This window comes from Amycolatopsis sp. NPDC054798 (genome assembly GCF_053611505.1).
This window is the reverse complement of the sequence record NZ_JBSHAM010000057.1, coordinates 33,784-60,203: the sequence shown is the minus strand read 5'-3', so window position 1 is coordinate 60,203 and position 26,420 is coordinate 33,784. Positions and strand designations below refer to the sequence as shown.

Sequence of the window (26,420 nt, the reverse complement as noted above, 5' to 3'; positions counted from 1 at the left end):
TGTGCTGACGGTTCGGGGGTGCTTGGCAAGGCGGGAAAGATGCCTTGACAAGCACCCCCGAACCGCAGGGGAGGCTTCGTATCGGGGTGCAGGGCCGGGTGTGGCTGCGCTGGTGGGTTTGTGTGCGCGGGTGCGGTTGGGGGGCGCGGGGCTTGGGTGCGCTGGTGGGTTTGGGTGCGCGGGCTGCGGTGGGGCAGGTGGGGCGCGGGGCTTGGGTGGGTGTGCGGGGGGAGGGACTGGGTGCCTTGATCGTTGGGTGCGTCGGCTGCGGTTCGGTGGGTGGGCTAGCGCCCCAATGTGGCATTGGGTGCATGGGACGCACCCAATGTGGCGTTCGGTGCGTCTGACGCACCCAATGCCACATTGGGGCGGGGCGCGGGTCGTGAGGGGAACCCTGGGGGGAATCAGCGTCTGTGAGGGTTCCCCCTCACGGCCAGCGCGTGCGGGTCAGGCGTTGTCGCGGAGGAGTTCTGCTACTCGCTTTGGTTTGCGGGTGCTGAAGAGCCAGTACGGGGTGGGGTCGGCTGGGTCTGTCAGGGTGATTCGGACGGCGGGGCCTACCCAGCCGCGGTGCAGGACGAAGGCGGCGGGGTCGCCGTCGCGGCCCAGGGCGTGGCGTTTGGCGTCGTTTTCGACGATGTCGATGTCGCCGACGTAGCGGAGCGGCAGGTGGGCGTCGCCGACCCAGAGTTCGGGGTCGTCGCCGCTGGTGATCTTGATTTTCGCCCGGCCCAGCGAGAGCAGGAGGGCGGCCATGACCGGCACGGCGATCGCGAGCGGGATCCACATCGGGATCGACGGGTAGCCCAGGTGGACCTCGACGCCCAGCAGGATCGCTCCGGCCATCGGCAGGGGCCAGCCCCACCACGGCAGGTAGAGCCGTTCGGAGTGTGCGACGACGCCCGTCGCGGCGGTGTTCACGCGGTCAGCCACAGGACAAGGGTAGTCTCGCCGCCCGTGTCCAGCGTTCAGGTCCTCCTCCAGCGGCTCGACCCCGAAGTCCCGCCGCCCGCCTATGCCCGGCCCGGCGACGCCGGGGCCGATCTCGTCACCACCTCGGATATCGTGCTCGGGCCCGGCGAGCGCGGGGTCGTCGGCACCGGGGTCGCGATCGCGCTGCCTCCCGGGTACGCCGGGTTCGTGCATCCTCGCTCCGGGCTCGCTGCGCGCGTCGGGCTGTCGGTGGTGAACACCCCTGGCACGATCGACTCGGGCTACCGCGGCGAGATCAAGGTGTGCCTGGTCAACCACGACCCGCGCGAGAAGATCGTGCTGGCGCGCGGCGACCGGATCGCGCAGCTGGTCGTGCAGCGCGTGGAGCACGCGGAGTTCGTCGAGGTCGCCGAACTCGACGGGACCGAGCGCGGCGCGGGAGGTTACGGCTCGACCGGCGGACACGCCACACTGGCACCCGGCGCCGGAGACACCGGCGCGGGCACCGGGGAAGGAACGGAACGATAGTGGGGATTTTCGGACGCAAGCGCCGGTCCGGCGACGACGAGACCGGGGGTGCCGCTTCCCGGCGCGGAGAAAGCGCCGAAGCGGACGGCACCGACGACGCGCTCGAACCCGAGGACCAGCTTTCGGAAACGACCGACGGCCCGTTCGACGCCGCCGAAGCCGAAGAAGACGGCATCCCGCGCATCGACCTCGGTTCGGTGCGCGTTCCGGTGCCCGACGGCTCGCAGGTGCAGGTCGAAATGGACCCGGAGGAGGGCGGCGTGCGCGCGGTGCACGTCGTGACGGAGGTCGGGCAGATCACCGTCAGCGCCTACGCGGCCCCGAAATCCGGCGGCCTGTGGCGCGAGGTGAGCAACGAACTCGCCGACCAGCTGCGCGCGGACGGCGCGAAGGTCAACATCGGCCGCGGCGAATGGGGCATGGAACTGTCCGCGATCGTCGGCGACGTCGCCCTGCGCTTCGTCGGAGTGGACGGCCCGCGCTGGATGCTGCGCGGCGTCATCGCCGGTCCGCAGTCCGCCGCCGCCCAAGCCCCGGAGGTGCTGCGGGCGATCGTGCGCCACACGGTCGTAGACCGGGGCAACTCCCCGATGCCGGTGCGCACCCCGCTCCCCATCACGCTTCCCGACGCGGTCGCCCAGCACATCGCCGAACAGCAGGGCTAAGGCACTTTTCCGGTGGCCCTCACGGACGTCAGTTCCGTGGGGGCCGCTTTCACGTTCCCCCAAGAGGGGAGCCGGTCACAAAGACCGCAAGAACGCCAGGACGGTCGCTCTTCCCAGCGCTTCCCGCTCCCGGCCAAGCGCGGCGAGCGACGTCTCTCCGTACCGCCCCCGAGGCAACGCTTCCGCCCATTCCTGGGCGACCGAAGCGGGATGAATCGGATCATCCACGCATGCCCCGACGCCCGCCGGAACATCCAGCCCTTTCAAGGCTTCCACCGTCGGCGCGGCCCTCCCCGCCGCCACCCGCAGCCCGGCCTCCAGCCCGTCCCCATGCCGCCGCCAAGCCCGGCCCAGCTCCTCCGCGAGCCACCCCGGGCTCCCCGCCTCGGCTTGCGCGACTGCCCCGTCGACCCCTTCAGCGGCCACCAGATCCGCTGTGACCGTCGCGGCCAGCGCCGCGGGTGCTCGGCCGGATTCGCCGTTCCAAGCCGGGAGCGCCGCAAGCAGCCCCCCGCAACGCCCGGGATTCGCCACCGCCCACTCCGCCGCGAGATGCGCCCCGAACGAAATCCCGCCCACCAGCAACGTCCCGTGCCGGTCAGCGAGACGGTCCAGCCCGGCCAGAAACTCCTCCGCGACCGCCGCCCCGGCAGCCGGCGCGGGCGTGATCAGCGGCACCCCCAGCTCGGCGAGCGGCCCGGCGAACACCGAGCGTACGAACACCTCGTCAGAGCCAGTCCCGGGCAGCAGGACGGCGGCCGGGAGCCGGATTGCGGACGTCACGTTGCGATCTTGCCGCAAACCCGTTTCCCTGGCTGGGACCGCAGCTACGCTGGAACACGCACGGGCCGAACGAAGTCGGGGGCCCCGGAGCACAGGAGCACACCATGTCCGCCAAGGACGGCGGCTACTTCAGCCGGTTGGTTCGCAAGCTGACCAGCGACGTCGAGGACCTCGACGCCGACGAGATGTCCGAGAGGTCGGGTGCCGAAGGCGCGCAGCGCGCCTGTGACTGCCGGTCCGGCGAAGAGGTGACCGTGCTCGGCCGGTTGCGCAGCGTCGAGCTGTCTCCCACCGACGGGCCCGCCTCGCTGCAGGCGGAGCTGTTCGACGGCACGCAGGGCGTGACGCTAATCTGGCTGGGCAGGCGCCGGATTCCCGGCATCGAGCCCGGCCGCACCGTCAAGGTGCGCGGCCGGATGGCCGAACGGGACGGGCACAAGGTGCTCTACAACCCGTACTACGAACTCCAGAGCCCGGTAGGGTGATCAACTCTCGTGACTGAACCCGCTCCTCGCGACGAGAAGGACGTGCCCGGAAGCGGGGACGACGATCAGCGGCAGCCGACGCTGATGGAGCAGATGGGCGGGGTTTCCGGCCTGTTCTATTCCTCGGTGCCGGTCATCGTGTTCGTCCTCCTGAACGCCATCTTCGGGCTCACCGTGGCGATCTGGGGCTCGATCGGCAGCGCGGTGGCGATCACCGTCCTGCGCGTCGTGCGCAAGGAGCCGCTGCAGCCGGCCATCTCGGGTTTCTTCGGCGTCGCGATCGCGGCGTTCATCGCGTTCCGCACCGGGTCCGCGAAGGGGTTCTTCCTCTTCGGCATCTGGGCGAGCCTCGTGTACTGCGGCGTGTTCGTGGTGTCGGTGCTCGTGCGCTGGCCGCTGGCGGGCGTCGTGTGGAACGCGCTCAACGGCAACGGCACCGCCTGGCGCAAGGACAAGCCGTCGCGCTACGGCTACGACGTCGCGACGCTCGCGATGGCGGTCATCTTCGCCGCCCGGTTCGTGGTGCAGCGCTGGCTGTACGACGGCGACCAGACCGGCTGGCTCGCGTTCGCCAAGATCGCGATGGGCTACCCGCTGTACGCGATCGGGCTGCTGGTGGTCGTCTGGGCGGTGCGCCGCTCCGACAAGCGGCTGAAGGCGCTCGCCGAGGAAGAACCGGAACCGGAAACCGACGCGCAGGTCGAGGCGCGGCTGCGGCAGAAATACGCGCAGACTCCGACCACCGAGACCTGATCCGACGCACGAAGAAGGGGCGGGCCCACTGCGGGCCCGCCCCTTCTTCGCGTCTCAGCAGCGGCTCAGTAGCCGAGCGCCGTGCGGATCTCCGGTTCGACGTCCGAGGTCGCGACGAACAGCAGCTCGTCGCCCGCCTCCAGCGGATCCTCCGGCTGCGGCACGATCACCCGGTCGCCGCGCAGGATCGTCACCAGCGCCGCGTCGCGCGGCAGCGCCAGTTCGCTCACCGGCTTGCCCGCCAGCGGCGTCTCCTCCGGCAGGGTCAGCTCCACCAGGTTCGCCTGCCCCTGCCGGAACGTCATGAGCCGCACCAGATCGCCGACGCTCACCGCCTCCTCGACCATCGCGGCGAGCATCCGCGGGGTCGACACGGCCACGTCGACTCCCCAGGCGTCGGTGAACAGCCATTCGTTGGCCGGGTTGTTCACCCGCGCCACCACGCGGCGCACCGCGAACTCCGTCTTCGCCAGCAGCGACACCACGAGGTTCGCCTTGTCGTCGCCGCTCGCCGCGATCACGACGTCGCAGCGTTCGATGCCGGACTCCTCGAGGATCGACACCTCGCACGCGTCGCCGAGCACCCAGTCGGCCTGCGGAACGGATTCCGGCTCGAACTGGTCGGCGTCGCGCTCGATCAGCATCACCTGGTGGCGCCCGTCGATGAGCTCGGCGGCGATGGACTGCCCGACGGCTCCCGCGCCCGCGATCGCGACCCGCATCAGTTCTCCTCCTCGGGGGCGCGAGCGGCCAGGCTCGTCACGTCTCCGACGGTGCCCGAGCGCGCCGCCACCCACACGTCGTCGTCGGCCTGCACGACGGTTTTCGCGTCCGGCAGCACCGGGGTGCCGAACCGCATCATGAACGCCACCCGCGCGCCGGTCGTCTCCTGCAGCTCGCGGACGCTGCGGCCGACCCAGCCCTCGTGCAGCGGCAGCTGCAGCAGCGCGACGTTGCCGGACGGATCGCGCCACGCGGAGGCGACGCCGTCGGGCAGCAGGGTGCGCAGGAACCGGTCGGTCGTCCACGGCACGGTCGCGACGGTCGGGATGCCCAGCCGTTCGTACACCGCGGCCCGCTTGTGGTCGTAGATGCGCGCGACCACGTGCTCGATGCCGAAGTTCTCGCGCGCGACCCGCGCGGAGATGATGTTGGAATTGTCGCCGCTCGACACGGCGGCGAAGGCGCCCGCGCGCTCGATCCCGGCCTCGACGAGCACCCGGCGGTCGAAACCGGTCCCGACGACCTGCTGGCCGTGGAAGTCGCTGCCCAGCCTGCGGAACGCCTGCTGGTTCTTGTCGATGACGGCCACGTCGTGGCCGAGCCGCTCGAGCGCCGCGGCCAGAGACGCGCCGACGCGGCCGCATCCCATGATCACCACGTGCACGCTTAGCCTCCTCGCAGGGTGCGGATGACCCGTTCGTGGGTACCCTCGGACACCAGCGCCGAACCTACCTTGCCCCCTGCCAGTTAGGCTCTCGTGGTGTCGAAGTTCCCGACAGTGCTGAAGCGACTGGTCCTAGGACGCCCGTTCCGCAGCGACCGTCTCTCCCACACCTTGTTGCCCAAGCGCATCGCGCTGCCCATTTTCGCCTCCGACGCGCTGTCCAGCGTGGCCTACGCGCCGGAGGAAATCTTCCTGACACTGAGCGTGGCCGGCCTGTCCGCGTACGCCTTCGCGCCGTGGATCGGCATCGCGGTCGCGCTGGTCATGCTCGTCGTCGTGGCGTCGTACCGGCAGAACGTGCACGCGTATCCGAGCGGCGGCGGCGACTACGAGGTCGCGACCACGAACCTCGGCGGGAAGTTCGGTCTGACAGTGGCGAGCGCGCTGCTGGTCGATTACGTGCTGACCGTCGCTGTGTCCACTTCGTCCGGTGTCGCCAACATCGGCTCGGCGATCCCGTGGGTGGCCAACCACAAGGTGATCGCCGCGGTGGCGATCGTCGCCGTGCTGACCGCGCTCAACCTCCGCGGGGTGCGTGAATCGGGCAAGGCGTTCGCGATCCCCACCTACGGTTTCATCGCCGGCATCCTGATCATGGTCGTCTGGGGACTGTTCCAGACCGTCACCGGCACCGAGATGCGGGCCGAGAGCGCGAACTTCACGCTGCACGAGGAAGGCAGCTGGGCGGGCATCGCGTTCGTGTTCCTGATCCTGCGGTCGTTCTCGTCCGGCGCGGCGGCGCTGACCGGGGTCGAGGCGATCAGCAACGGCGTGCCCGCGTTCCGCAAGCCGAAGTCGAAGAACGCGGCCACCACGCTGCTGCTCATGGGCGTGCTCGCGGTGACCATGCTCATCGGCATCATCACGCTCGCGGTCGTCACGAAGGTGAACTTCGCCGAGGACCCGGCGCGGCAGCTGTCCGGCGCGCCCGCGGGCTACGAGCAGAAGACGATCGTCGCGCAGATCGCGCACGCGGTGTTCGAGAACTTCCCGCCCGCGTTCTACTACATCTCGTTCTCCACCGGCATCATCCTGCTGCTGGCCGCGAACACCGCGTTCAACGGCTTCCCGGTGCTCGGCTCGATCCTCGCCCAGGACCGGTACCTGCCGCGGCAGCTGCACACCCGCGGCGACCGGCTGGCGTTCTCCAACGGCATCCTGTTCCTCGCGATTTTCGCGCTGGTGCTGATCATCGCGTTCGACGCGGAGGTCACCCGGCTGATCCAGCTGTACATCGTGGGCGTGTTCGTGTCGTTCACGGTGAGCCAGGCGGGCATGATCCGGCACTGGAACCGGTTGCTGGCCAAGGAGACCGACCCGGCGGCGCGGCGGCGGATGCGCCGTTCGCAGACGGTGAACGCGGTCGGCCTCACCATGACCGGCGTCGTGCTGGTGATCGTGCTGATCACCAAGTTCCTCCTCGGCGCGTGGATCGCCATCGCCGCGATGGTGGCGATTTTCGCGCTCATGACGGCGATCCGGAAGCACTACGACCGGGTGTCGGAGGAACTGAAGGACATCGGCGACGCGCCGACCGTGCTGCCCTCGCGCAACCACGCGATCGTGCTGGTGTCCAAACTGCACCGGCCGACGCTGCGCGCGCTGGCCTACGCCAAGGCGATGCGCCCAGACGTGCTCGAGGCGGTCACGGTCAATGTGGACGACGCCGACACCCGGGTGCTGACCCACGAATGGGAAGCGCACAAATTCAAGGTGCCGCTGAAGGTCGTCGAATCGCCGTACCGGGAAATCACGAAACCGGTGCTCGACTACGTGAAGCGGGTCCGCAGCGCCAACCCGCGCGATGTGGTCACCGTGTTCATCCCGGAGTACGTCGTGGGGCACTGGTGGGAACAGGTGCTGCACAATCAGAGTGCGTTGCGGCTCAAGGGAAGGCTGCTGTTCCAGCCAGGGGTCGTCGTGGCGAGCGTGCCGTGGCAGCTGGAGTCGTCGCAGAAGGCGGCCGCCCGGATGCGCAAGGCCCGCCCGTCCGCCGGCGATGTCCGGCGCGGGTTCACCCCCGGCGGTCCCCGTCCCTCGGACGCCAAGAAGCCAGCCCCTGTAACAAAGGAATCATCTGAATGAGCGACAGCTGGCTAGGCCGCGTACTGGAACTGGAAGTAGGTCCGGTCGCGCACGGCGGGCACTGTGTGTCGCGTGTGGACGGACGAGTGCTGTTCGTGCGGCACGCGCTGCCGGGCGAACGTGTGCGGGCCGAAGTGACCGAAGACAAAGGCGGTTCGTTCTGCCGGGCCGACGCGATCGAGGTGCTGAGCGGGTCCGAACATCGGGTGACGCCGCCGTGCCCGCTGGCCGCCCCCGGCGGCTGCGGCGGTTGCGACTGGCAGCACGCCGAACCGGCTTACCAGCGTGAACTGAAGGCCGCGGTGGTGGCCGAACAGCTGCAGCGGCTCGCTGGGATCACGCGCGAGGTGGTCGTGGAACCGCTCGACGGCGGTCCGCTCGGCTGGCGCAGCCGGGTGCGGCTCGTCGCCGGTCGTGACGGGCAAGCCGGGCTGCGGGCGCACCACAGCCACCGGGTCGTCCCGATCGACGACTGCCCGATCGCGGTACCGGGATCGCTCGACACCGCGCTGAGCAAGCGCTGGCGGCCGGGCACCGAACTGGAAGTGACCAGCGACGGCGAAAACCACCTCCACCTGCGCGAACTCGCCACGGTGCGCGGGCGTACCCAGGGCAAGCAGCTGTCCGGCGGCATGGCGATCCAGCACGCGGCGGGCCGGGACTGGCGGCTCGACGCGCACGGGTTCTGGCAGGTCCACCCGCACGCGGCGGACACGCTGGCGGAACTCGTGCGGGAATGGGCGGCCGCGCCGCGCGGCGGGGTCGCCTGGGACCTGTACGCCGGGGTCGGGCTGTTCGCTTCGGTGCTGGCCGAGCAGGTCGGCGCGGACGGCCGGGTGCTGGCGATCGAATCCGGCCGGCGCGCGGTGTCCGACGGCGAGCGCAATCTCGCCGATCTGCCGCAGGTGAGCTGGCGTTCCGGACGAGTGGAGCACCTCATCGGGGACGCTCCGACGCCGGTCGACGTCGTGGTGCTCGACCCGCCGCGCAAGGGTGCCGGCCGAGAGGTCGTCAACGCGATCGCGGCTGGCGAGCCGGACCGGATCGTTTATGTGGCTTGCGATCCGGCGGCGCTGGCGCGGGACGTGCAGTTCTTCGCCGAGCACGGGTATTCGCTGACGGATCTGCGGGCTTTCGACGCGTTCCCGATGACGCATCACGTGGAGTGCGTCGCGCTGCTGCAGTGATTTTGCTTGTCTCGCAACGAAATCCACCCCTGGAGCACGGCTTTGCCGCAGCTCTTGCCTGAGCGGCCGACGGCAGCTTCGATCACGATTCGGTAACGCGAGAACCTCAGCGCGTTCCCTGGCGACTGACCGGGTGTGCATCGCGGAGTACGCGCGGTGCTCCGGCAACGGCTGGAAGACGAAGCGAGGGGTGGACATGATTCTGCGCGAAATGCTGTCGCTGGCGCTGAGACCCGGCGGGCTGACCGGTCTCGCCGCCCGAGACGGACGGGTGGTTGTGCCCGCAGGAACACAACCACCCGCCCGAAGATCAGCGGCGGTCTTCCTTGAGCATGTCCGCGCACTTCTCGCCGATCGCCATCGTCGTGATGCACGGGTTCACCGTGACGAGGAACGGCATCACCGAAGCGTCGGCCACGCGCAGGCCGTCGACGCCGCGGACGCGCAGGCGGGCGTCCAGCACCGCCTCCGGGTCGCCGTCCGCGCCCATCCGCGCCGTGCACGCCGGGTGGTACACGGTGTTGTGCGTTTTGCGGAGGTAGTCGGCGATCTCGTCGTCGGTCTTGCAGTCGCGGCCCGGCGCGAGTTCCACGCCCGCCCATTCGTCGAGGGCGGGCTGGGCGGCGATCTCGCGGGCGAGCTTCACGCCGTAGGTCATCACGCGCATGTCGTACTCGTCGGTGAAGTAGCGCGGGTCCACGCGGGGCTTGTCGCGGAAGTCGCGGGTGCGCAGCCGCACCGTGCCGCGGGAACGGCTGCGCGTCACGTTCGGAGTGAGGCAGAAGCCGTTCTCCGTCGTCGGGTAGCCGTGCCGGACGGTGTTCAGGTCGAACGGCACCGATCCGTAGTGGAACATCAGGTCCGGGCGGTCCAGGCCGTCCTCGGTCATGGTGAAGATGCCGATTTCCCACCACTGCGTGGATTCGGTGACCATCGGCTGCAGGGCGTCCCACATCACCAGGCCCTCGGGGTGGTCCTCGAGGTTCGAGCCGACGCCCGGCGAGTCCACGAGCACCTCGACGCCGACCTCGCGCAGGTGCTCGGCGGGCCCGATCCCGGACAGCATCAGCAGTTTCGGCGTGTCGATCGCGCCGGAGCTGACCACGACCTCGCGGCGCGCGGTGATTTCGCTGTGGTGGATCAGGTCCGGCTCCAGCACCTCGACGCCGGTGCAGCGGCGGCCGTCGAACAGCAGCCGGCTCGCCCGGAGGCCGGTGCGGATCTCCAGGTTCGGGCGCTTGCCCATGATCGGGTGCAGATAGGACACCGACGCCGAAGACCGGGTGCCGTCCTCGCGGGCGTTGATCTGGAACCAGTTCGCGCCGTGGGTGACGGTCTTGCCGGAGTTGAACTCCGTCGTCGGGATGCCCGCCTGGTCGCACGCGGCCAGCAGCGCCACGCCCGCCGGGTCCTTCGGCGGGACCGACCGGATGGTGACCGGTCCGGAGCGGCCGTGGTGGTCGCCGGGGCCGTCGTTGGTCTCCAACCGCTTATACAGCGGGAAAACGTCCGCTGCGGACCAGCCGGGCAGGCCCATCGAGGCCCATTCGTCGAGGTCCTCGGCGGGGGCCCAGAACGCGATGCACGAGTTGTGCGAGGAGCAGCCGCCGAGCACCCTCGCGCGGGCCTGGCGCAGGTAGGAGTTGCCCGCTTCCTGCGGTTCCACCAGGTAGTCCCAGTCGTACCCGGATTCCAGCAGGCCCATCCAGCGGGTCAGCTCCAGCACCTCCGGCACGTTCGTGTCGGACGGCCCGGCTTCGAGGAGGCAGACGGTCACGTCCGGATCCTCCGACAGCCGGGCGGCCACCACCGATCCGGCCGTGCCGCCGCCGACCACCACGTAGTCGAACTCGCTTGCGCTCACCGGGAAACCTCCTCATCGGGCGCGGGGGCGGCGGCGTGGTCCGCCAGCACCCCGACCTTGTGCCGTTGCACGAACCAGTAATAGGCGAAGCCGCCGGCCGCGAAGACGCCGACGAACAGCACCGAAATCCACTTCAGATACCAGTGGAAGGGCGGGGACGCGTTGTAGATCTCGTTGCGGGGCCAGGCCAGGTTGATCGTCATCGCGCCGCCCCACAGCACCGCGAGCACGTTCACCGGAAGACCCCACCGGCCGAGGGAGAACCGGCCCGCCGGGGTGCCCTCGCGCGGCCAGCGCCCGCGCAGCCGGCGGATCAGCATCGGCACGGTCACGAGGAGGTAGGACAGGTAGATCAGGATGATCGCGAGGCTGGTGACCGCCGAGAAGATCTGCGTGGAGTTGATGTTCAGCACCAGCAGCGCGATCGCGAGCACGCCGATCACGATCGCGGGCAGCACCGGCGTACCGGTCTTTTTGTTGACCCGAGCCAGTTTCCGGCCGCCGGGCAGCGCGTTGTCCCGTGCCATCGCGAACGCGATCCGGATCGCCGCGGTGTGCACCGCCAGCACGCACACGGTGATCGCGATGAACACGACGAACAGGAACACGCGCCCGATCGCCGGGCCGAGCGCGTCGGTCAGCACGTACTGCAGGCCGACCGTGCCGAGCTCCGGTGCGTTGATGTTGCCCACTGCCATGAGCGCGAACAGGATGATCAGCCCGCCCAGCACGAAGGAGGCGACCAGCGCGCGCAGGATCGCCTTCGGCGCGTTGCGGTGCGGGTTCAGCGATTCCTCGCCGAGCGAGGCGGCGGTGTCGAAGCCATACATCACATACGAGGAGGCGATGCCTGCGATCAGGAACGCGCCGAGGTAGCCGGACGAATGCCCGGCTTCGGTGCCGTTCGTCTGGGTGACCACCGACGGGCCGCGCACGAAGTGGAACGCCAGGAACACCACCAGCAGCACCGCGAACAGCAGTTCCACGAACACGCCCGCGCTGTTGATCCGCGCCATCAGCTTCACGCCGAACGCGTTGACCAGCGTCGTGAACACGATCAGCACGGTCGCCAGCAGGACGCCGTTGGCCGCGTCGCTGGTGCCCGTGCCGTCGCCGATGAACTGGAAGAACGACGTGATCTGCGGAAGCGTCCGCTGGTAGGCGAGCGCGGTCGCGGAGATCGAGACGATCGAGGCCAGCAGCATCATCCAGCCGGCCATCCACGCGATGTGCGGGTTGCTGAGCTTCTTCGCCCAGTTGTAGACCGACCCGGCGACCGGGTACTGCGCGGCCAGTTCGGCGAAGCAGAGCGCCACCATCAGCTGTCCGATGAACACCGCCGGCCAGGACCACCAGTAGGCGGGCCCGCCCTCGGACAGGCCGAGGTAGGACAGCTGGAACACGCCGGTGAGCACCGAGATGTAGCTGATGCCGGCAGCGAAGGTGTGGAAACTGCCGAGCGTTCTCTTGAGCTGGTTGGTGTAGCCGAATTCGCCGAGTTCGCGATCGCCGGTGTCGCTCAAGGGCACGGTCCTTTCGGTGGGGGAAGGGGGATCAGCCGGAGAACCAGTGCTGCGGGCCGGGCTTCAGGTTCTGGTGGATGTGCTTGACCTCGGTGTATTCCGCCAGCCCGGTCGGGCCGAGCTCGCGGCCGAAGCCGGACTGCTTGTAGCCGCCCCATTCGGCCTGCGGCAGGTACGGGTGGTAGTCGTTGATCCACACCGTGCCGTGCCGGAGCCGGTTCGCGACGCGCTGGGCGCGGGCGGCGTCCTGGGTGAACACGCCGCCGGCCAGGCCGTAGTGGGTGTCGTTGGCGATGCGGACCGCGTCGTCCTCGTCGGTGAACGTCTCCACGGTCAGCACCGGTCCGAAGGATTCCTCGACGACCGCGGTGCTGCCCTGCTGGACGTTGTCGAGAATGGTCGGCAGGTAGTAGAAGCCGTCCTGCAGCGCCGGGTCGTCCGGACGCTTGCCGCCGGTCCGCAGCACCGCGCCCTCCTCGATGGCGGTCGCGACGTAGCGTTCCACTTTCTCGCGGTGCGCGGCGGAGATGAGCGGTCCGGTCTCGGCGTTCTCGTCGAACGGCCCGCCGAGGCGGATTCGCTCCGCGCGGCGCACCAGTTCGTCCACGAACTCGTCGTGCCATTCCCGTTGGACGATCAGCCGCGCGCCGGCCGAGCAGACCTGTCCGGAGTGCAGGAACACCGCGGTGAGCGCGTAGTCGACGGCGGTTTCGAAGTCCGCGTCGGCGAACACCACGTTCGGGTTCTTGCCGCCGAGTTCGAGCGCGACCTTCTTCACCGTCGCCGCCGCGTTCGCCGCGATCACCCGTCCGGTGGCCAGTCCGCCGGTGAACGACACGAGGTCGACGTCCGGGTGCTCCGACAGCGGCGCACCGGCCGCTGGTCCCGCGCCGAGCACCAGGTTCGCGACGCCGCCGGGCAGCCCGGCCTCGGCGAGCAGCCGCATGAACAGGATCGAGGTGTGCGGCGTCAGCTCGCTCGGTTTGAGCACGAACGTGTTGCCCGCGGCCAGCGCCGGGGCGATCTTCCACACCGTCTGCAACAGCGGGTAGTTCCACGGGGTGATGAGCCCGCAGACGCCGACCGGTTCGTGCACGATCCGGCTGAACGAATCGGCGCTGCCGGTGTCCACGACCCGGCCCGCGTCGTTGCCCGCGAGCTTGCCGAAATAGCGCAGGCAGGCCGCGATGTCGCTCATGTCGTAACGGCTTTCGACCAGGCGTTTGCCGGTGTCCAGCGATTCGGCGCGGGCGAAGGTCTCGGCGTCGCGGTCGAGCAGGTCGGCCGCGCGCAGCAGCAGGTTGCCGCGTTCGCCGGCCGGGGTTCCCGGCCACGGGCCGGTGTCGAACGCCCGGCGCGCCGCGGCGATGGCGGCCTCGGTGTCTTCCGCGGTCGCTTCGGCGACCTCGGCGACCAGGCTGCCGTCCGCGGGACACCGGATCTCGCGTCGCCCTCCTGCGCGCGCGTCCACCCATTCGCCGCCGATGTACAAGTCCGCCATGGGGTCCTCTCGAGCTCGGGGTCCGTCCGGGATTATCACGGCCACTCGGGGTGACCGCGACTTGACTGACCGGCCTCGTGATCTTCCCCGCTCGTGGAGTTGCGTTCCGCCCGGAGCTGTGATCCGGGACGCGGGCGGCCGGACCCAGGTGGCGGCCGTCCGTAGACTGGCCGGAACCGGCGGAGGAAAAGACGGACGGGGTGGAGCGGTGACCATGCTGGACTCGGTGCACGAACCGGCGGATCTGAAGCGCATGAGCGTCGAGGACCTCGGCGAGCTGGCGGCCGAGATCAGGGACTTCCTCGTGGACAAGGTCCGCCGCAGCGGCGGGCACCTTGGCCCCAACCTGGGAGTCGTCGAGCTGACCCTGGCGCTGCACCGGGTGTTCGATTCGCCGCGCGACGCGATCGTGTGGGACGTCGGGCACCAGGCGTACGTGCACAAGATCGTCACGGGGCGGCACGCCGACTTCGACAAGCTGCGCCAGCAGGGTGGGCCCACCGGGTACCCGTGCCGCGGCGAGAGCGAGCACGACCTCGTGGAGAACAGCCACGCCTCCGCTGCGCTGTCCTATGTGGACGGAATAGCGAAGGCGTTCGAGCTGTCCGGCGGCCCGCGCAGGCACGCGATCGCGGTGGTCGGCGACGGCGCGCTCACCGGCGGCATGTGCTGGGAGGCGCTCAACAACATCGCCGGGCGCAAGGACCGCCCGGTCGTGATCGTGGTCAACGACAACGGCCGGTCGTACTCGCCGACCATCGGCGGGATGGCCGACCACCTGGCGTCGCTGCGGCTGCAGCCGGGCTACGAGCGGCTGCTGGACGGCGGGCGCGAACTGCTGCGCAGCACCCCGGTGGTGGGCAAGCCGATCTACGCCGCGCTGCACGCGGCGAAGGCGGGCATCAAGGACGCACTGAGCCCGCAGGTGATGTTCTCCGACCTCGGCCTGAAGTACCTCGGCCCGGTCGACGGCCACGATCTGGTCGCCCTGGAGAAGGCGTTCCAGAGCGCGCGGGCGTTCGGCGGCTCGGTGATCGTGCACGTGGTCACCGAGAAGGGCCACGGCTACGCGCCCGCGGTGAACCACCAGGCCGACCAGATGCACCAGACCGACCCGATCGACCCGGAGACCGGACTGCCGCCGGTGAAGGGTCCCAGCTGGACCGGCGTGTTCGGCGACGAGCTGGCGAAGATCGGCGAGGAGCGCGAGGACGTCGTGGCGATCACCGCCGCGATGCTGCGCTCGACCGGGCTGGAGAAGTTCTCCGAGCGCTTCCCGGACCGCTGGTTCGACGTCGGCATCGCCGAACAGCACGCGGTGACGTCCGCGGCCGGGCTCGCGATGGGCGGCTGCCACCCGGTGGTCGCGCTGTACTCGACGTTCCTGAACCGCGCGTTCGACCAGGTGCTGATGGACGTCGCGCTGCACCGCCAGCCGGTGACGTTCGTGCTGGACCGCGCGGGCATCACCGGCCCGGACGGCCCGAGCCATCACGGCATGTGGGACCTGTCGCTGCTGGGCATGGTGCCGGGCATGCGGGTGGCCGCCCCGCGCGACCCGGGAACCCTGCGCGAGGAACTGCGCGAGGCGGTCGCGGTGCAGGACGGCCCGACCGCGCTGCGGTTCTCGAAGGGCAGCGTCGGCCCGGACGTGCCCGCGGTGGAGCGGATCGGCACGGTCGACCTGCTGCGCCGTCCTTCGGGCTCGACGGACGTCCTGCTGGTCGCGGTGGGCCCGTTCGCGCAGCTGGCGCTGGAGGCCGCGGACCGCCTGGCGGACCAGGGCATCGGCGTGACGGTCGCCGACCCGCGCTGGGTCGTGCCGGTGCCCGCGGAGCTGGTCGCGCTGGCGGAGCAGCACAAACTCGTGGTGACCGTCGAGGACAGCGGACGGCACGGCGGTTTCGGCTCGGCGCTGGCGGCGGTGCTGCGGGACGCCGAATGCGACGTCCCGCTGCGCGACCTCGCGGTGCCGCAGGCGTTCCACGACCACGGGACCCGGGCCGAGGTGCTGGACCGGATCGGCCTGACCGCCCAGGACGTGGCGCGGCGGATCACCGAGTGGGCTTCGGGACGGCTGGGCTCCGATGTAGAGGAGACCGCGGGGGAGAAGCCCCGCGCCTGAGCGCAGGAACGGCGGGTTCCCGGAAACGGGACCCGCCGTGCTTATTTTCCGGCGGCGGGGGCTTCGGCGGCGAAAGCCTGGTCGATGTCCGGGATCCAGTAACAGATGTCCAGCGTCTTCATTCTGGACATGTGCCAGACCTTCCGGCTGCTGCCCAGCGCTCCCGCCGCGCCGAGGAGCGAGAGAGCAGCCGCACCGGCCGCGACGATCCGATGCGGCCCGGTCGCGGTCTGCACGAGCGCGACGATCGCGGCCAGCGTGAACGAGAAGGCGATATTGCGCAGCATCACCGACTGCGCGCGCATCCGGACGACTTCCCCGGCGATGTCCTTGTCGTGCAGTTCGGCCGCGGCGACGAGCAGCGCCGGGTCGGCCTGGACGTAGGCGCGGCCGCGTGCCTGCGGAACGCGGGCGACGAAGTCCTGCCGAGCCTCCTCCGCGTCCCGCCGGGGGCGCAGCCGGTCCAGTTGCGCGGCCAGCGGGTGGAAAAGATGCCCGAGCAGATAACTGACCACCACGGCGCCGGCCACCAGCAGCACGCCCGGTGCGCCGGTCAGCGCGGCGACGTGCAGCACGCCCAGCCGGTCGAGCACGTAGACCGCCAGCGCCAGGTGCACCGCTCCGGGGACGGCGAAGCTGAACAGGTCGAAGATGCTGACTGCGAACGTCACGAATCGCCTCCGGTGCACGGTTTCCGCGGAGCGAGATCCTCCCACAGCCGGTGCGCGGTCCTGCTCATCGCGCCGTGCGATAGCAGTGATCCGGGTCGGGCTCTTTCCGTTTTCCGCGATCCCGGAAGAATAGAGGGCAGCAGGGAATCCTCATTTCGGAAAGGCGGAAAGAATGGCGGAAATCAGCAGGCGGGGCGCGCTCGGCGCGGGTGCCGGAATCGCCGCGGCGACCGCGCTCGGGGCAGCGGGGACGGCGGGGGCGAGCACTGCGGAACCGGCCAAAACGACCAAGCTGCCGTTTGTTTTCCCGCTCGCCGCCTCCGCGCCGGCCGTCCACGACGGCGGGACGCTGCGCGGGGCCCACGAGAAGAACTTCCCGGTACTGGCCGGTCAGCAGGGTTCGGTGTACCTGGTGCACCTCGACCCCGGCGGCGTGCGCGAACCGCACTGGCACCCGTCCGCGTGGGAGCTGAACTACATCATTTCCGGCAAGGCGGACTGGAGCATTCTCGGCACGCACGAGGACGGCAGCTACCACAATCAGGTTTTCACCGCGGGGGCTGGGGAACTCGTTTTCGCGCCGCAGGGATTCTTCCATTATTTCGCGAATTCCAGCAACACCGAAGGTTTGGACGTGCTCGTCATGTTCAACACCAGCACCGGGGAGCCGAACGACGACATCGGCATCGTCGGGACGCTGAACTCGCTGCCCCGGGAGATTCTCGCCGCCTCGTTCGGGGTCCCGGTGTCGGCGTTCGCCGCGGTCCCGAAGGACCTCAAGCCGGTGGTGATCACCCGGCGCCGGTAGTGGCAGTGCCCACACCTGGTACACGGCCGCGCACTGAGAGTGGTACTCCGGAGTAGTGATAGATCCGGTGCTGCTGCGCACTTTTCTCGCTGTGGCCGAGGCAGGCGGGTTTTCCGAAGCCGCCCGCCGGCTGGATCTCGGGCAGTCGACGGTGAGCCAGCACGTCCGCCGCCTCGAAACGGCGATCGGCTGCGTGCTGTTCGAGCGCGACACGCACAGCGTGCGCCTCACCGGCGACGGCGAGACGATGACCGGATTCGCCCGCGGCATCCTCGACCAGCAGGATCGCGCCCTGCGGTACTTCTCCCGGCCGGGCCCGCGCGGGCGGGTCCGGTTCGGGGTGTGCGAGGACTTCCTGCTCGGCCACGCCGCGGACGTCCTCGGCCGGTTCCGCGGCGCGCATCCGGGGGTCGACCTCGAACTGTCGGTGGAGCTGAGCGAGGTGCTGCATTCCCGGCTCGCCGACGGCGACCTCGACCTGGTGCTGGCCAAGCGCGATTCCGGCCAGGGCGTGCGGCGGGACCCGCTCGTGTGGGTCGGCGCGCCCGGGCTGGAACTGGTCCCGGGCGAACCGGTTCCGCTGGTCCTCTACCCGGAGCCGAGCGTCACCCGCGCCCGCGCGCTGACCGCGTTGCGCCGGAACGGCGTCCAGTGGCGGATCGGCTGCGTCAGCGAGCGGCTCAACGGCCTGCGGGTCGCGCTCGAGGCCGGGCTTGGGGTCGGCCTGTTCGCGGCGTCCGTGGTCCCGGACGGGCTGGTCCCGCTCACCGGGCTGCCCGATCCGGGATCGGTGACCTTCGTGCTGAGCCACCGGGGAACGGCACGGGGTTCGGCGGCGGCGCTGGCGGACACGATCCTGTCCGCTCAGTGGAGCCGTCCGGACCGGGTACTGCCTGTGGTTGCGAGAAGGTCTTTGACCACGTTCGATGCCGATGCCGTCGGCGATCGGGAAAATAAGGAGCCCCAGGCGCTTGCGAGCAGAGGCGACCCTGGGGCGTTCGAAGAAGACGATAGCATCAAACGGTGTCGTCTGTCGACGTAGACCGAACCGTGGTCTGGAACATGCTGTCCGAACCGAGGATGGCACCTTACCTGGCTGAATCGGGAGGAGATCGCGACCTCGCGCTTGACCTTTATGCGTGGAGCGCGCGCATGTCGTCGGCTGCCTTCCTGACAGTCGGTCATTTAGAGGTGTTGCTGCGCAACGCTCTCGATCGGTGTTTGCGTGAGCATTTCCGCGAGGACGATTGCGGTATTCCGTGGTTCTTGCTTCAGGTGCCTGGCGGCGACTACGTCGAGCAGGCGGTGTCCGCTGTCCGTCAGCGGCTTCGTGCCTTGCACCAGGAAACGCGACACCAGATCGTCGCAGGATTGAGCTTTGGCTTCTGGACGGGTTTGCTGGGGCCGAAGTACGAACAGCTTTGGCGGGAGTGCCTGCGACATGCCTTCCCGCATTCCAATGGCACTCGTAAGCAGGTTGTCGTCGCGGCCGAACGGGTCCGCAAGTTCCGGAACCGGCTGGCGCATCACGACTCGACTATCAACGTGGATATCCCCTTCGAGATCCGGAAGCTTCTCGAACTGGCGTCGTACATCGACGGTGACGCGGCACGATGGCTGGAGCGATGCAGCCCCGCGATGGCTGTTTATGCCGAGCGTCCAGTCACGGCTGAAGACACCGTGGTTGTTCCCGCGAAACACGCGTGGCCGCTCTATGCGGACGTGCGCGCCTACGTATGCCAGTCCGGCCGCGCGTTCCGCCCAGTTCAGCGGGTCGCTTTCTACTCAGACCGGGAAATCAAGCAGGATGTCCCGGCAGTCGTCCACCGGCGGGACGACGTGGAGTGGACACCTGAGTCGGCCAGTCGGCTGCGAGCATCGGACGATCGGTTCGACCGCAAGATCGCCGCGGTGATCGAAGCTTCCGCCGGTACTTGGCGCCACGGGCGATACCAGGTGTTCCTCCTGACGAAGCCGGGCGATCAGGCGCATCGCCAACTGAGTGCGCCACTGCCGCACAGCGGTAGCGGACGGGGCTCGGCGTTCGTGCAGAAGCAGCGGTATGTATCGCTTCATGCGTTGGAAACAGCTCGTTCGACAGCTGATTTGTGAATGAGATTGGGTGGGTTCCCGCGCCCGGGAACCCACCCAATCTGGCCTCACGCTTCGGCAGCCACCGCTTCCGCTGGCGTAGCCGAAGGCCCGAACACTTCCCGCGGCTCCGGAAACACCTTCACCAGCACCGGATACGCCACCGCGGCCGTGCACAGCGTCACCACCAGGCTGATGTCCACCCCGCCCGCGATACCCGCCAGCGGACCGGTGATCATCGGCGTATTCGCGCACAGCAGACCCAGCGCGGTAGCGGGGATCCAAGCCGCCATCGCGCGCCAGTTGACCCCGCGGTGGAACCAGTACCGGCCGCCGGTGCGGCCCTCGTTGAACACCTGCAGGTCGGCCGGATCGTAGTAGCCGCGGCGTTGCACGTAGCCGATCATCATGATCACCATCCACGGCGACGTGCACAGCACGATCAGCGTGGCGAACGCGTTGATGCTGGACACCATGTCGAGCACGAAATTGCCGACGAAGATGAACAGCACGCTCAGCGTCCCGATCAGCAGCGTGGCCCGCACCCGGGACAGCTTCGGGAAGATCGAGCTGAAATCCAATCCGGTGCCGTACAGCGCGGTGGTGCCGGTGGACAACCCGCCGATCAGCGCCACCACGATCAGCGGAATCGCGTACCAGAGCGGGGAAATCGCGGTCAGTCCGGTGACGTAGTCGGCCGGGTCGGCGACCAGGGTCGCGGTCGCGATGCCGAAGCCGAACGGCAGCAGCGTCGCCAGCTGGGCGAGGAACGGCGCGGCCAGCAGCGAGCGCCGCGAGTGGGTGGCGGGGATGTAGCGCGACCAGTCGCCGAGGAACGCGCCGAACGAGATCGGGTTCGCCATCACGGTCAGCACGGCGAGGATCCACGTCGGCCAGAAGGTGCCGAGTGCGAAGTTGCCGCTGCCGGTGAACGACGGGTCGAACGAACCGCCGTAGGCGAACACGCCCACCAGCATGATGAGCGTGCCCAGTGTGACGGCGACGCGGTTGACCAGCAGCATGAATCGGTAGCCGTAGATGCACACGACGAGGACCGCGATCGCGATCACGCCGTAAGCGACCGCGCGCAGGGCCGGACCGCCGTCGATGCCGAAAAGCCGTTGTGCCGCACCGGCTACCGCGTCGCCGCTCACCCACACCGAGATCGCGAAGAAGGTGATCGCGGTGAGCAGCGACAGGAACGAGCCGACGCACCGGCCGACCACGCCGAAGTGCGCGCCGGACGAAACGGCGTTGTTGGTCCTGGTGACCGGGCCGAACAGAGCCATCGGGGACAGCACGAGCGCGCCGAGCACCACGCCCACGACGGTCGCCGCGAGCGCCGCCCAGAAGCTCAGCCCGTACGCGATCGGCAGGGTGCCGAGGATGATCGTGGCGAACGTGTTGGCCCCGCCGAACGCGAGCCGGAACAGGTCGCGCGGCCGGGACGTCTGTTCGGCGGGCGGGATCGGCGCGATGCCGTGCTGTTCGACCTCGGTGACTTTGGCGCTCATCACTCGAACCTCGTCATCACGTGCTTGACGCGGGTGTACTCGGCGAACGAGTACGCCGACAGATCCTTGCCGTGCCCGGAATGGCCGAACCCGCCGTGCGGCATCTCGGCGGTCAGCGGGCCGTGCGTGTTCACCCACACACAACCGAAATCGAGGTCGCGCGACACCCGGGCGACACGGGCGACGTCGTTCGTCCAGACCGACGAAGCCAGGCCGTACGGGACGCCGTTGGCCAGTTCCAGCGCCTCCGCTTCGTCGGCGAACGACTGGACGGTGATCACCGGCGCGAAGATTTCCTCCTGGACCAGTTCGTCGTCCTGGCGCAGGCCGGACACGACGGTCGGCGCGAGCTGGAAGCCCGGTCCGGTCGCGGTGCCGCCGGTTTCGACGCGGGCGTGCGACGGCAGCCGCTCCAGCAGCCCGAGCACCCGGTCGAGCTGGGCGCGGCTGTTGAGCGGGCCGTAGTCGACGTCCGGACGGCGGGTGGCGGCGGTCTTCGTCAGCGCGGCGACGAAGTCGTCGTGGACGCTCTCGTGCACCAGCACGCGGCTGCCCGCGGTGCAGTCCTGTCCGGCGTTGTAGAACGCGGCGTCGGCGATCCGCTCGGCGGTGTCGGCGAGGTCGGTATCCGGGAAGACCAGCAGGGGAGCGTTGCCTCCCAGCTCCAGGTGGGTGCGCTTGAGATCGGCCGCGGCGACGGTGGCCACGTCGATGCCCGCGCGCGTCGAGCCGGTGATGGACACCAGGTCGGTATTGGGATGCCGGACCAGCGCGCGGCCGGTTTCCCGGTCCCCGCACACGACGTTGAACACGCCCGGCGGCAGGAATTCCGCCGCGGTTTCGGCCAGCAGCACCGCGGTGGACGGGGTGGTTTCCGCCGGCTTGAGCACCACGGTGTTGCCCGCGGCGAGCGCCGGGCCGATCTTCCACACGGCCATCATCAGCGGGTAGTTCCACGGCGCGATCTGCGCGCACACGCCGATCGGCTCGCGGCGGATCACCGACGTGTGCCCGGCCAGGTACTCGCCCGCGCCGGTGCCTTCGAGCTGCCGGGCGGCACCGGCGAAGAACCGCAGCGTGCCCACGCACTCCGGGATTTCCTCGTCCAACATGACAGAGCGGACCTTGCCGGTCTCGCGGACCTCGGCGTCGGCGAACTCTTCCGCACGGGCTTCCAGCGCGTCGGCGATCTTGAGCAAGGCTTCCTGACGCTGCGCGGGCGTGCTGCGCCGCCACGACTGGAACGCGCGCGCCGCCGACTCCATCGCGAGATCGATTTCGTTCCGTCCGGAAAGGACACTGGCGCCGAACACCTTGCCGGTGGCCGGGTCGGTCAGTTCGAGAGTCGCCTCGGTGTCGGGGGCGTCGACCAAAGCGCCGCCGATGAAGTTGCGGATGTGGGTCACGAGTGCTCCAGGTGAGTCGGGGCGAACATCTTCAGCAACGCGGGAAGCACGACGACGGACGGGCCGGGGGTGCGCAGCGCGTCGGCGAGATCGGCGCGGACGCTGTCCACAGTGGTCTTCCGGGCGGGGACGCCGAACGACTCGGCCAGCGCGGCGAAATCCGGTCGCGGCAGTTCGGTCGCGGTGGTCTGGCCGAACGCGCCGGTGAGGTATTCGCGCAGGATGCCGTAGCCGCCGTCGTCGACGATCAGCCAGGTCACGTCGAGCTGGTGCTGTACGGCGGTGGCCAGCTCGGCCAGGCTGTACATCGCGCCGCCGTCGCCGGACACCGCCAGCGACCGCACGCCCGCCGCGGCGGAGCCGAGCGCGCCGGGAAGGCCGTAGCCGAGGCCGCCCGCGCCCTGCGCGGTGTGGATCGGAGCGCCGTCGGGATTCCACGTCGACCACGCCCAGTAGGCCGCGATCGTCATGTCCCAGAAGGTTTGCGTGCCGTCGGGGAGCGCGGCGCGGATGTCCTCGATCAGCTTCCGCTCCACAGCGAGCGGCTGACTGTCCAATCTGGACGCGACACGCGCGAGCAGATCCTTCACCGCTGTCTCGGCACGCCCGTCCGGGATGCGCGGCGTGAGCTGGTCCAGCAGCGCGCGGAGGGTGTGCCGGACGTCGGCGTGCAGCGCGAGCGCGGGGTAGTTCGACTCCAGCTTCCCGAGATCCGCTTCCACCTGCACCATCCGGCCGCGCGGTGCGAACTCGCGGTAGTTGCTGGACAGCTCGCCCAGCCCGGAGCCGAGCACCAGCAGAACGTCGGCGGCGGAGAGGAATTCCGTGGTGTGCCAGTCTTCCATCCACGATTGCGCGGACAGTTCGTGGTCCCAGGCGAAAACGCCCTTGCCGCCGAACGTCGTCACCACCGGCGCGCGCAGGGTTTCGGCGAGCTGGCGCAGCTCGTCGTGCGCCCCGGAACGCAGCGCGCCGCCACCGGCGAGGATGACCGGATTCTTCGCCGTGTCAAGGAGTTTCGCGGCTTCGGCAACTAGCTCCGGCAACGGTTCGAGCGGTGCCGGAGCCGCGGTCACGGTGGTCAGCTGCGGCAGGGTCGTCTCGGCCAGCAGTACGTCCTGCGGGATTTCCACCCACACCGGTCCGTACGGCGCGGTCGCGGCGGATTCCCACGCCTCGCGCAGCGCGGTCGGGATCTGGCCGATCGAACGGACCACGTGCACCGACTTCACGACGTCGCGGAAGCTGGCCTGCTGGTCCGGCAATTCGTGCAGGTAGCCGTGCCGTCCGCCGCCGAGCCCGGTGACCGGGACCTGGCTGGAGATCCCGAGCACCGGCACTGACGCCGCGCGCGATTCCTGCAGCGACGCCAGCGTGAGCAGCGCGCCGGGACCGGTCGACACGATCATCGGCGTGACCGGCACCGGGCCGTGCGGATCGGCGGCGAGCCGGGCGCGCGCGTGGCCGTCCGCGGCGAAGGCGAGATTGTTCTCCACCCGCGAGCTGACCACGCGCAGGTCCTCAGCCCGGCGCAGCGCTTCGAAAAGGCCGAGCGCGTGCTGTCCGGGCAGGCCGAACACGGTGTCCGCGCCGAGCGCGCGCAGCGTCTCTACGACAACGTCGCCGCCGATCCGGGTCATGCGCCGCGTCCCAGCGCCAGCAGGCTGACCAGGTCGTAGGCGACGTGCGAGGCGGCGACCGCGGTGATCTCGGCGTGGTCGTAGGCCGGGGCCAGCTCCACGACGTCCGCGCCGACCAGGTTGAGCCCGCGCAGACCGCGCAGGATCTCCAGCAGTTCGCGGCTGGTCATGCCGCCCGCTTCGGGGGTGCCGGTGCCGGGCGCGTGCGCGGGGTCGAGCACGTCGATGTCCACGGACACGTACAGCGGACGGTCGCCGATGCGCTGCCGGAGCGCGTCCACGGTCTCGTCGATGCCGCGGCGCAGTACGTCGCCGGACGTCACGATGCCGAAGCCAAGGCGACGGTCCTCTTCGAGGTCGCGCTTGCCGTACAGCGGGCCGCGCGTGCCCACGTGCGAGACGGCACTGGTGTCGAGGATGCCTTCTTCGACAGCGCGACGGAACGGCGTGCCGTGGGTGTACGGCTCGCCGAAGTAGGTGTCCCATGTGTCGAGGTGGGCGTCGAAGTGAAGCAGTGCAACGGGACCGTGCTTCTTCGCCGCCGCGCGCAACAACGGAAGCGCGATGGTGTGGTCACCGCCGACAGTCACCAGCTTCGTCTCGCCCGCAGTGAGCGCTTCGGCTTCCTGCTGCAGCTTCTCGATCGCTTCGCCGATGTGGAACGGGTTGACCGCGATATCCCCGGCGTCCACGACCTGCTTCTCCGCGAACGGCGAAACGTCCAGACCCGGGTGATACGGCCGCAGCAGCCGGCTCGCCTCGCGAAGCGCCGAAGGACCGAACCGCGCGCCAGGGCGGTACGAGACGCCAGAGTCGAACGGCACGCCGACCACGGCTACGTCGGCGCTCGGCACTTCGTCGATCCGCGGCAGCCGCGCGAAGGTCGCGAAGCCGGCGAAACGCGGGATCTGCGACGAGTCGAGCGGGCCGACCGGACGCTGTTCACTCACTGGGTCAACTCCTGTCGGGTTTCGGATGCGCTGAGATCTTCAGCGGCTGTGTGGTCCTCGGACCCGTGCAGACGTTGTGTCCACACGGAAAGAATGCTGTCCGGCGTACGCGGTGTCGCGAGGCTGACGCCGACGTAGACGACCAGGCTGACGCCGAGACCCCAATAAATCGGGCTGTTGGCCGCGACGCCGTCGATGATCATGAAGGCGATGACCGACACCGTGCCAGCCACCATCGACGCGTACGCGCCTTCGCGAGTACCGCGCTTCCAGAGCAGTGCGCCAACGATCGTGACGAGCAGACCGCCGACGAGGATGTCGTACGCGATCGTGAGCGCGTTGACGACGTCGTCCACGAGCATTGCGATACCGATGGCCACGACGCCAAGCACAAGTGTCGTCACTCGGTTACGCAAGACCTCGCCACTCTTAAGGCCCACCTTGCGCAACAAGTCCGAAGTCGTCGTGGTGGCGCACGCGATCAGCGCGCCGCTGGAGGTCGACATCAGCGCGGACAGCGCCGCAGCGAGCACGAGACCGCGTACGCCGGTGGGCAGCAGCCGTTCGGCGATGGTGGCGAAGGCGTCCTGCGCGCTGCCGAGATCCGGGTACAGCACCTTCGCCGCCGTACCGATCAGCGCGCCCGCGATGCCGTAGACCAGGCAGTACACGCCGGAGATGACGCCGCCGCCGGTCGCGACGCGCGGAGTGCGCGCGGTGAACACGCGCTGCCAGATGTCCTGCCCGATCAGCAACCCGAAGGTGTAGATCAGGAAGTAGGTCAGGATCGTCTCGCCGCCGATCGAGGTGAACTCGAAGTACGACGCGTCCAGTTTCTCGGCCATCCCGCTGAACCCGCCCGCCGAGACGAGCGCGACCGGCAGCAGCACGAACAGGATGCCGATCGTCTTGATCACGAACTGCGCGATGTCGGTCAGCGTGATCGACCACATGCCGCCGAGCACCGAGTACAGCACCACGATCGACCCGCCGATCGCGATCCCGGCCCAGCTCGGGATCGAGAACAGCACCTTGAAGATCGACGCGAACGCCAGCGTCGAGGTGACCGTGAGCATCAGCGTGTAGCCCCACATCACCATGCCGGACACCGCGCTCGCGCGGCCGCCGTAGCGCAGGTCGAGCATCTCGCCGACGGTGTAGACGCGCAGTTTCACCAGCCGGCGCGCGAAAAGCGCGTGCAGCACGAGGATCCCGACGCCGATGGCGATCACCAGCCACGCGCCGGAGATGCCGTAGGTGTAGCCGAGTTTCACGCCGCCGACGGTCGAGGCGCCGCCGAGCACGACGGCCGACATCGTGCCGGAGTACATGAACCAGCCGAGCCGCCGTCCGGCGACCAGATAGTCGGATTTGGTCTTGGCCAGCCGGAGGCCGATCCAGCCGACCCCGATCATGCCCGCGATGTACAGCGCGATCACCGCATAGTCGCCGCCCACGGGT

At 69.4% G+C, this 26,420-nt stretch carries 23 protein-coding genes; 10 read left to right on the top strand and 13 right to left on the bottom strand.

What is annotated here, in order from left to right:
• Positions 1–447: 447 nt before the first annotated feature.
• Entirely contained in the window at positions 448–933 is a 486-nt protein-coding gene (locus tag ACWGIC_RS29900; protein WP_452079254.1) for a DUF3093 domain-containing protein, read from the bottom strand.
• 24 nt (positions 934–957) lie between these two features.
• On the opposite strand from ACWGIC_RS29900, the gene dut reads away from it, so the two are divergent.
• Both dut and ACWGIC_RS29890 read left to right on the top strand, forming a co-directional pair.
• A complete protein-coding gene (gene dut, locus ACWGIC_RS29895) occupies positions 958–1,461 on the top strand; it encodes a dUTP diphosphatase (RefSeq protein ID WP_452079253.1) in 504 nt (167 codons plus the stop codon).
• Positions 1,461–2,126 (top strand): DUF3710 domain-containing protein, encoded by a 666-nt coding sequence (locus tag ACWGIC_RS29890; protein WP_452079252.1) that lies wholly within the window; start codon positions 1,461–1,463, stop codon positions 2,124–2,126. The genes dut and ACWGIC_RS29890 overlap by 1 nt, the downstream gene beginning before the upstream one ends.
• 75 nt (positions 2,127–2,201) lie before the next feature.
• Here the strand turns inward: ACWGIC_RS29890 and ACWGIC_RS29885 are convergent, their stop codons facing one another.
• Complete coding sequence (locus tag ACWGIC_RS29885; RefSeq protein WP_452079251.1) at positions 2,202–2,909, bottom strand: alpha/beta fold hydrolase; 708 nt, start codon at positions 2,907–2,909, stop codon at positions 2,202–2,204.
• Between the two features lie 104 nt (positions 2,910–3,013).
• Here ACWGIC_RS29885 and ACWGIC_RS29880 point away from each other — a divergent pair, with 104 nt between their 5' ends.
• Positions 3,014–3,394, top strand: coding sequence for an OB-fold nucleic acid binding domain-containing protein (locus tag ACWGIC_RS29880; protein WP_452079250.1), 381 nt, complete (start codon positions 3,014–3,016; stop codon positions 3,392–3,394).
• A 9-nt stretch (positions 3,395–3,403) separates the two neighbouring features.
• Positions 3,404–4,147 carry a DUF3159 domain-containing protein gene (locus ACWGIC_RS29875; protein ID WP_452079249.1) on the top strand — a complete coding sequence of 248 codons (744 nt, stop codon included), beginning with the start codon at positions 3,404–3,406 and terminating at the stop codon, positions 4,145–4,147.
• 65 nt (positions 4,148–4,212) lie between these two features.
• Here ACWGIC_RS29875 and ACWGIC_RS29870 read toward each other — a convergent pair whose 3' ends face one another.
• Positions 4,213–4,869 (bottom strand): potassium channel family protein, encoded by a 657-nt coding sequence (locus tag ACWGIC_RS29870; RefSeq protein WP_452079248.1) that lies wholly within the window; start codon positions 4,867–4,869, stop codon positions 4,213–4,215.
• Positions 4,869–5,534 carry a potassium channel family protein gene (locus ACWGIC_RS29865; protein WP_452079247.1) on the bottom strand — a complete coding sequence of 222 codons (666 nt, stop codon included), beginning with the start codon at positions 5,532–5,534 and terminating at the stop codon, positions 4,869–4,871. The genes ACWGIC_RS29870 and ACWGIC_RS29865 overlap by 1 nt, the downstream gene beginning before the upstream one ends.
• 96 nt (positions 5,535–5,630) lie before the next feature.
• Here ACWGIC_RS29865 and ACWGIC_RS29860 point away from each other — a divergent pair, with 96 nt between their 5' ends.
• A complete protein-coding gene (locus tag ACWGIC_RS29860; RefSeq protein ID WP_452079246.1) occupies positions 5,631–7,679 on the top strand; it encodes an APC family permease in 2,049 nt (682 codons plus the stop codon).
• The gene (locus tag ACWGIC_RS29855; RefSeq protein WP_452079245.1) at positions 7,676–8,866 is read left to right on the top strand and encodes a class I SAM-dependent RNA methyltransferase; all 1,191 of its coding nucleotides are present in this window, start codon (positions 7,676–7,678) and stop codon (positions 8,864–8,866) included. Before ACWGIC_RS29860 ends, ACWGIC_RS29855 begins: the two co-directional genes overlap by 4 nt.
• Positions 8,867–9,176: 310 nt before the next feature.
• On the opposite strand, the gene ACWGIC_RS29850 is transcribed toward ACWGIC_RS29855, so the two are convergent.
• From ACWGIC_RS29850 to ACWGIC_RS29840, 3 genes are read right to left on the bottom strand one after another with little or no spacing between them, the layout of a single operon-like run.
• Entirely contained in the window at positions 9,177–10,730 is a 1,554-nt protein-coding gene (locus ACWGIC_RS29850) for a GMC family oxidoreductase (RefSeq protein ID WP_452079244.1), read from the bottom strand.
• On the bottom strand, positions 10,727–12,253 hold the full coding sequence (locus ACWGIC_RS29845; RefSeq protein WP_452079243.1) for an APC family permease: 1,527 nt from the start codon (positions 12,251–12,253) through the stop codon (positions 10,727–10,729). The genes ACWGIC_RS29850 and ACWGIC_RS29845 overlap by 4 nt, the downstream gene beginning before the upstream one ends.
• A 31-nt stretch (positions 12,254–12,284) precedes the next feature.
• Positions 12,285–13,754, bottom strand: coding sequence for an aldehyde dehydrogenase family protein (locus ACWGIC_RS29840; protein WP_452079242.1), 1,470 nt, complete (start codon positions 13,752–13,754; stop codon positions 12,285–12,287).
• A gap of 208 nt (positions 13,755–13,962) precedes the next feature.
• Here ACWGIC_RS29840 and dxs point away from each other — a divergent pair, with 208 nt between their 5' ends.
• A complete protein-coding gene (gene dxs, locus ACWGIC_RS29835) occupies positions 13,963–15,879 on the top strand; it encodes a 1-deoxy-D-xylulose-5-phosphate synthase (protein WP_452079241.1) in 1,917 nt (638 codons plus the stop codon).
• A gap of 41 nt (positions 15,880–15,920) precedes the next feature.
• On the opposite strand, the gene ACWGIC_RS29830 is transcribed toward dxs, so the two are convergent.
• Positions 15,921–16,550 carry a hypothetical protein gene (locus ACWGIC_RS29830; RefSeq protein ID WP_452079240.1) on the bottom strand — a complete coding sequence of 210 codons (630 nt, stop codon included), beginning with the start codon at positions 16,548–16,550 and terminating at the stop codon, positions 15,921–15,923.
• Between the two features lie 172 nt (positions 16,551–16,722).
• On the opposite strand from ACWGIC_RS29830, the gene ACWGIC_RS29825 reads away from it, so the two are divergent.
• Genes ACWGIC_RS29825 through ACWGIC_RS29815 form a run of 3 tightly spaced genes read left to right on the top strand, consistent with a single transcriptional unit; the run spans position 16,723 to position 19,470 of the window.
• On the top strand, positions 16,723–17,358 hold the full coding sequence (locus tag ACWGIC_RS29825; protein ID WP_452079239.1) for a cupin domain-containing protein: 636 nt from the start codon (positions 16,723–16,725) through the stop codon (positions 17,356–17,358).
• Positions 17,359–17,413: 55 nt separating this feature from the next.
• Complete coding sequence (locus tag ACWGIC_RS29820; protein ID WP_452079238.1) at positions 17,414–18,400, top strand: LysR family transcriptional regulator; 987 nt, start codon at positions 17,414–17,416, stop codon at positions 18,398–18,400.
• On the top strand, positions 18,382–19,470 hold the full coding sequence (locus tag ACWGIC_RS29815) for a hypothetical protein (RefSeq protein WP_452079237.1): 1,089 nt from the start codon (positions 18,382–18,384) through the stop codon (positions 19,468–19,470). The genes ACWGIC_RS29820 and ACWGIC_RS29815 overlap by 19 nt, the downstream gene beginning before the upstream one ends.
• A 47-nt stretch (positions 19,471–19,517) precedes the next feature.
• Here the strand turns inward: ACWGIC_RS29815 and ACWGIC_RS29810 are convergent, their stop codons facing one another.
• Genes ACWGIC_RS29810 through ACWGIC_RS29790 form a run of 5 tightly spaced genes read right to left on the bottom strand, consistent with a single transcriptional unit; the run spans position 19,518 to position 26,416 of the window.
• The gene (locus ACWGIC_RS29810) at positions 19,518–20,963 is read right to left on the bottom strand and encodes a purine-cytosine permease family protein (RefSeq protein WP_452079236.1); all 1,446 of its coding nucleotides are present in this window, start codon (positions 20,961–20,963) and stop codon (positions 19,518–19,520) included.
• Entirely contained in the window at positions 20,963–22,369 is a 1,407-nt protein-coding gene (locus ACWGIC_RS29805; RefSeq protein WP_452079235.1) for an aminobutyraldehyde dehydrogenase, read from the bottom strand. Before ACWGIC_RS29805 ends, ACWGIC_RS29810 begins: the two co-directional genes overlap by 1 nt.
• A complete protein-coding gene (locus ACWGIC_RS29800) occupies positions 22,366–24,009 on the bottom strand; it encodes a thiamine pyrophosphate-binding protein (protein ID WP_452079234.1) in 1,644 nt (547 codons plus the stop codon). The genes ACWGIC_RS29805 and ACWGIC_RS29800 overlap by 4 nt, the downstream gene beginning before the upstream one ends.
• Positions 24,006–24,959 carry an agmatinase gene (gene speB, locus ACWGIC_RS29795; RefSeq protein WP_037357511.1) on the bottom strand — a complete coding sequence of 318 codons (954 nt, stop codon included), beginning with the start codon at positions 24,957–24,959 and terminating at the stop codon, positions 24,006–24,008. Before speB ends, ACWGIC_RS29800 begins: the two co-directional genes overlap by 4 nt.
• Entirely contained in the window at positions 24,956–26,416 is a 1,461-nt protein-coding gene (locus ACWGIC_RS29790; protein WP_452079233.1) for a sodium:solute symporter, read from the bottom strand. Before ACWGIC_RS29790 ends, speB begins: the two co-directional genes overlap by 4 nt.
• Positions 26,417–26,420 lie beyond the last annotated feature (4 nt).

Excerpts from the sequence above, each read along its gene's own strand:
- ACWGIC_RS29880 (WP_452079250.1), top strand. The coding sequence starts at position 3,014 with ATGTCCGCCAAGGACGGCGGCTACTTCAGCCGGTTGGTTCGCAAGCTG.
- ACWGIC_RS29870 (WP_452079248.1), bottom strand. The coding sequence starts at position 4,869 with ATGCGGGTCGCGATCGCGGGCGCGGGAGCCGTCGGGCAGTCCATCGCC.
- ACWGIC_RS29855 (WP_452079245.1), top strand. The coding sequence starts at position 7,676 with ATGAGCGACAGCTGGCTAGGCCGCGTACTGGAACTGGAAGTAGGTCCG.
- ACWGIC_RS29840 (WP_452079242.1), bottom strand. The coding sequence starts at position 13,754 with ATGGCGGACTTGTACATCGGCGGCGAATGGGTGGACGCGCGCGCAGGA.
- ACWGIC_RS29825 (WP_452079239.1), top strand. The coding sequence starts at position 16,723 with ATGGCGGAAATCAGCAGGCGGGGCGCGCTCGGCGCGGGTGCCGGAATC.
- ACWGIC_RS29810 (WP_452079236.1), bottom strand. The coding sequence starts at position 20,963 with ATGAGCGCCAAAGTCACCGAGGTCGAACAGCACGGCATCGCGCCGATC.
- ACWGIC_RS29800 (WP_452079234.1), bottom strand. The coding sequence starts at position 24,009 with ATGACCCGGATCGGCGGCGACGTTGTCGTAGAGACGCTGCGCGCGCTC.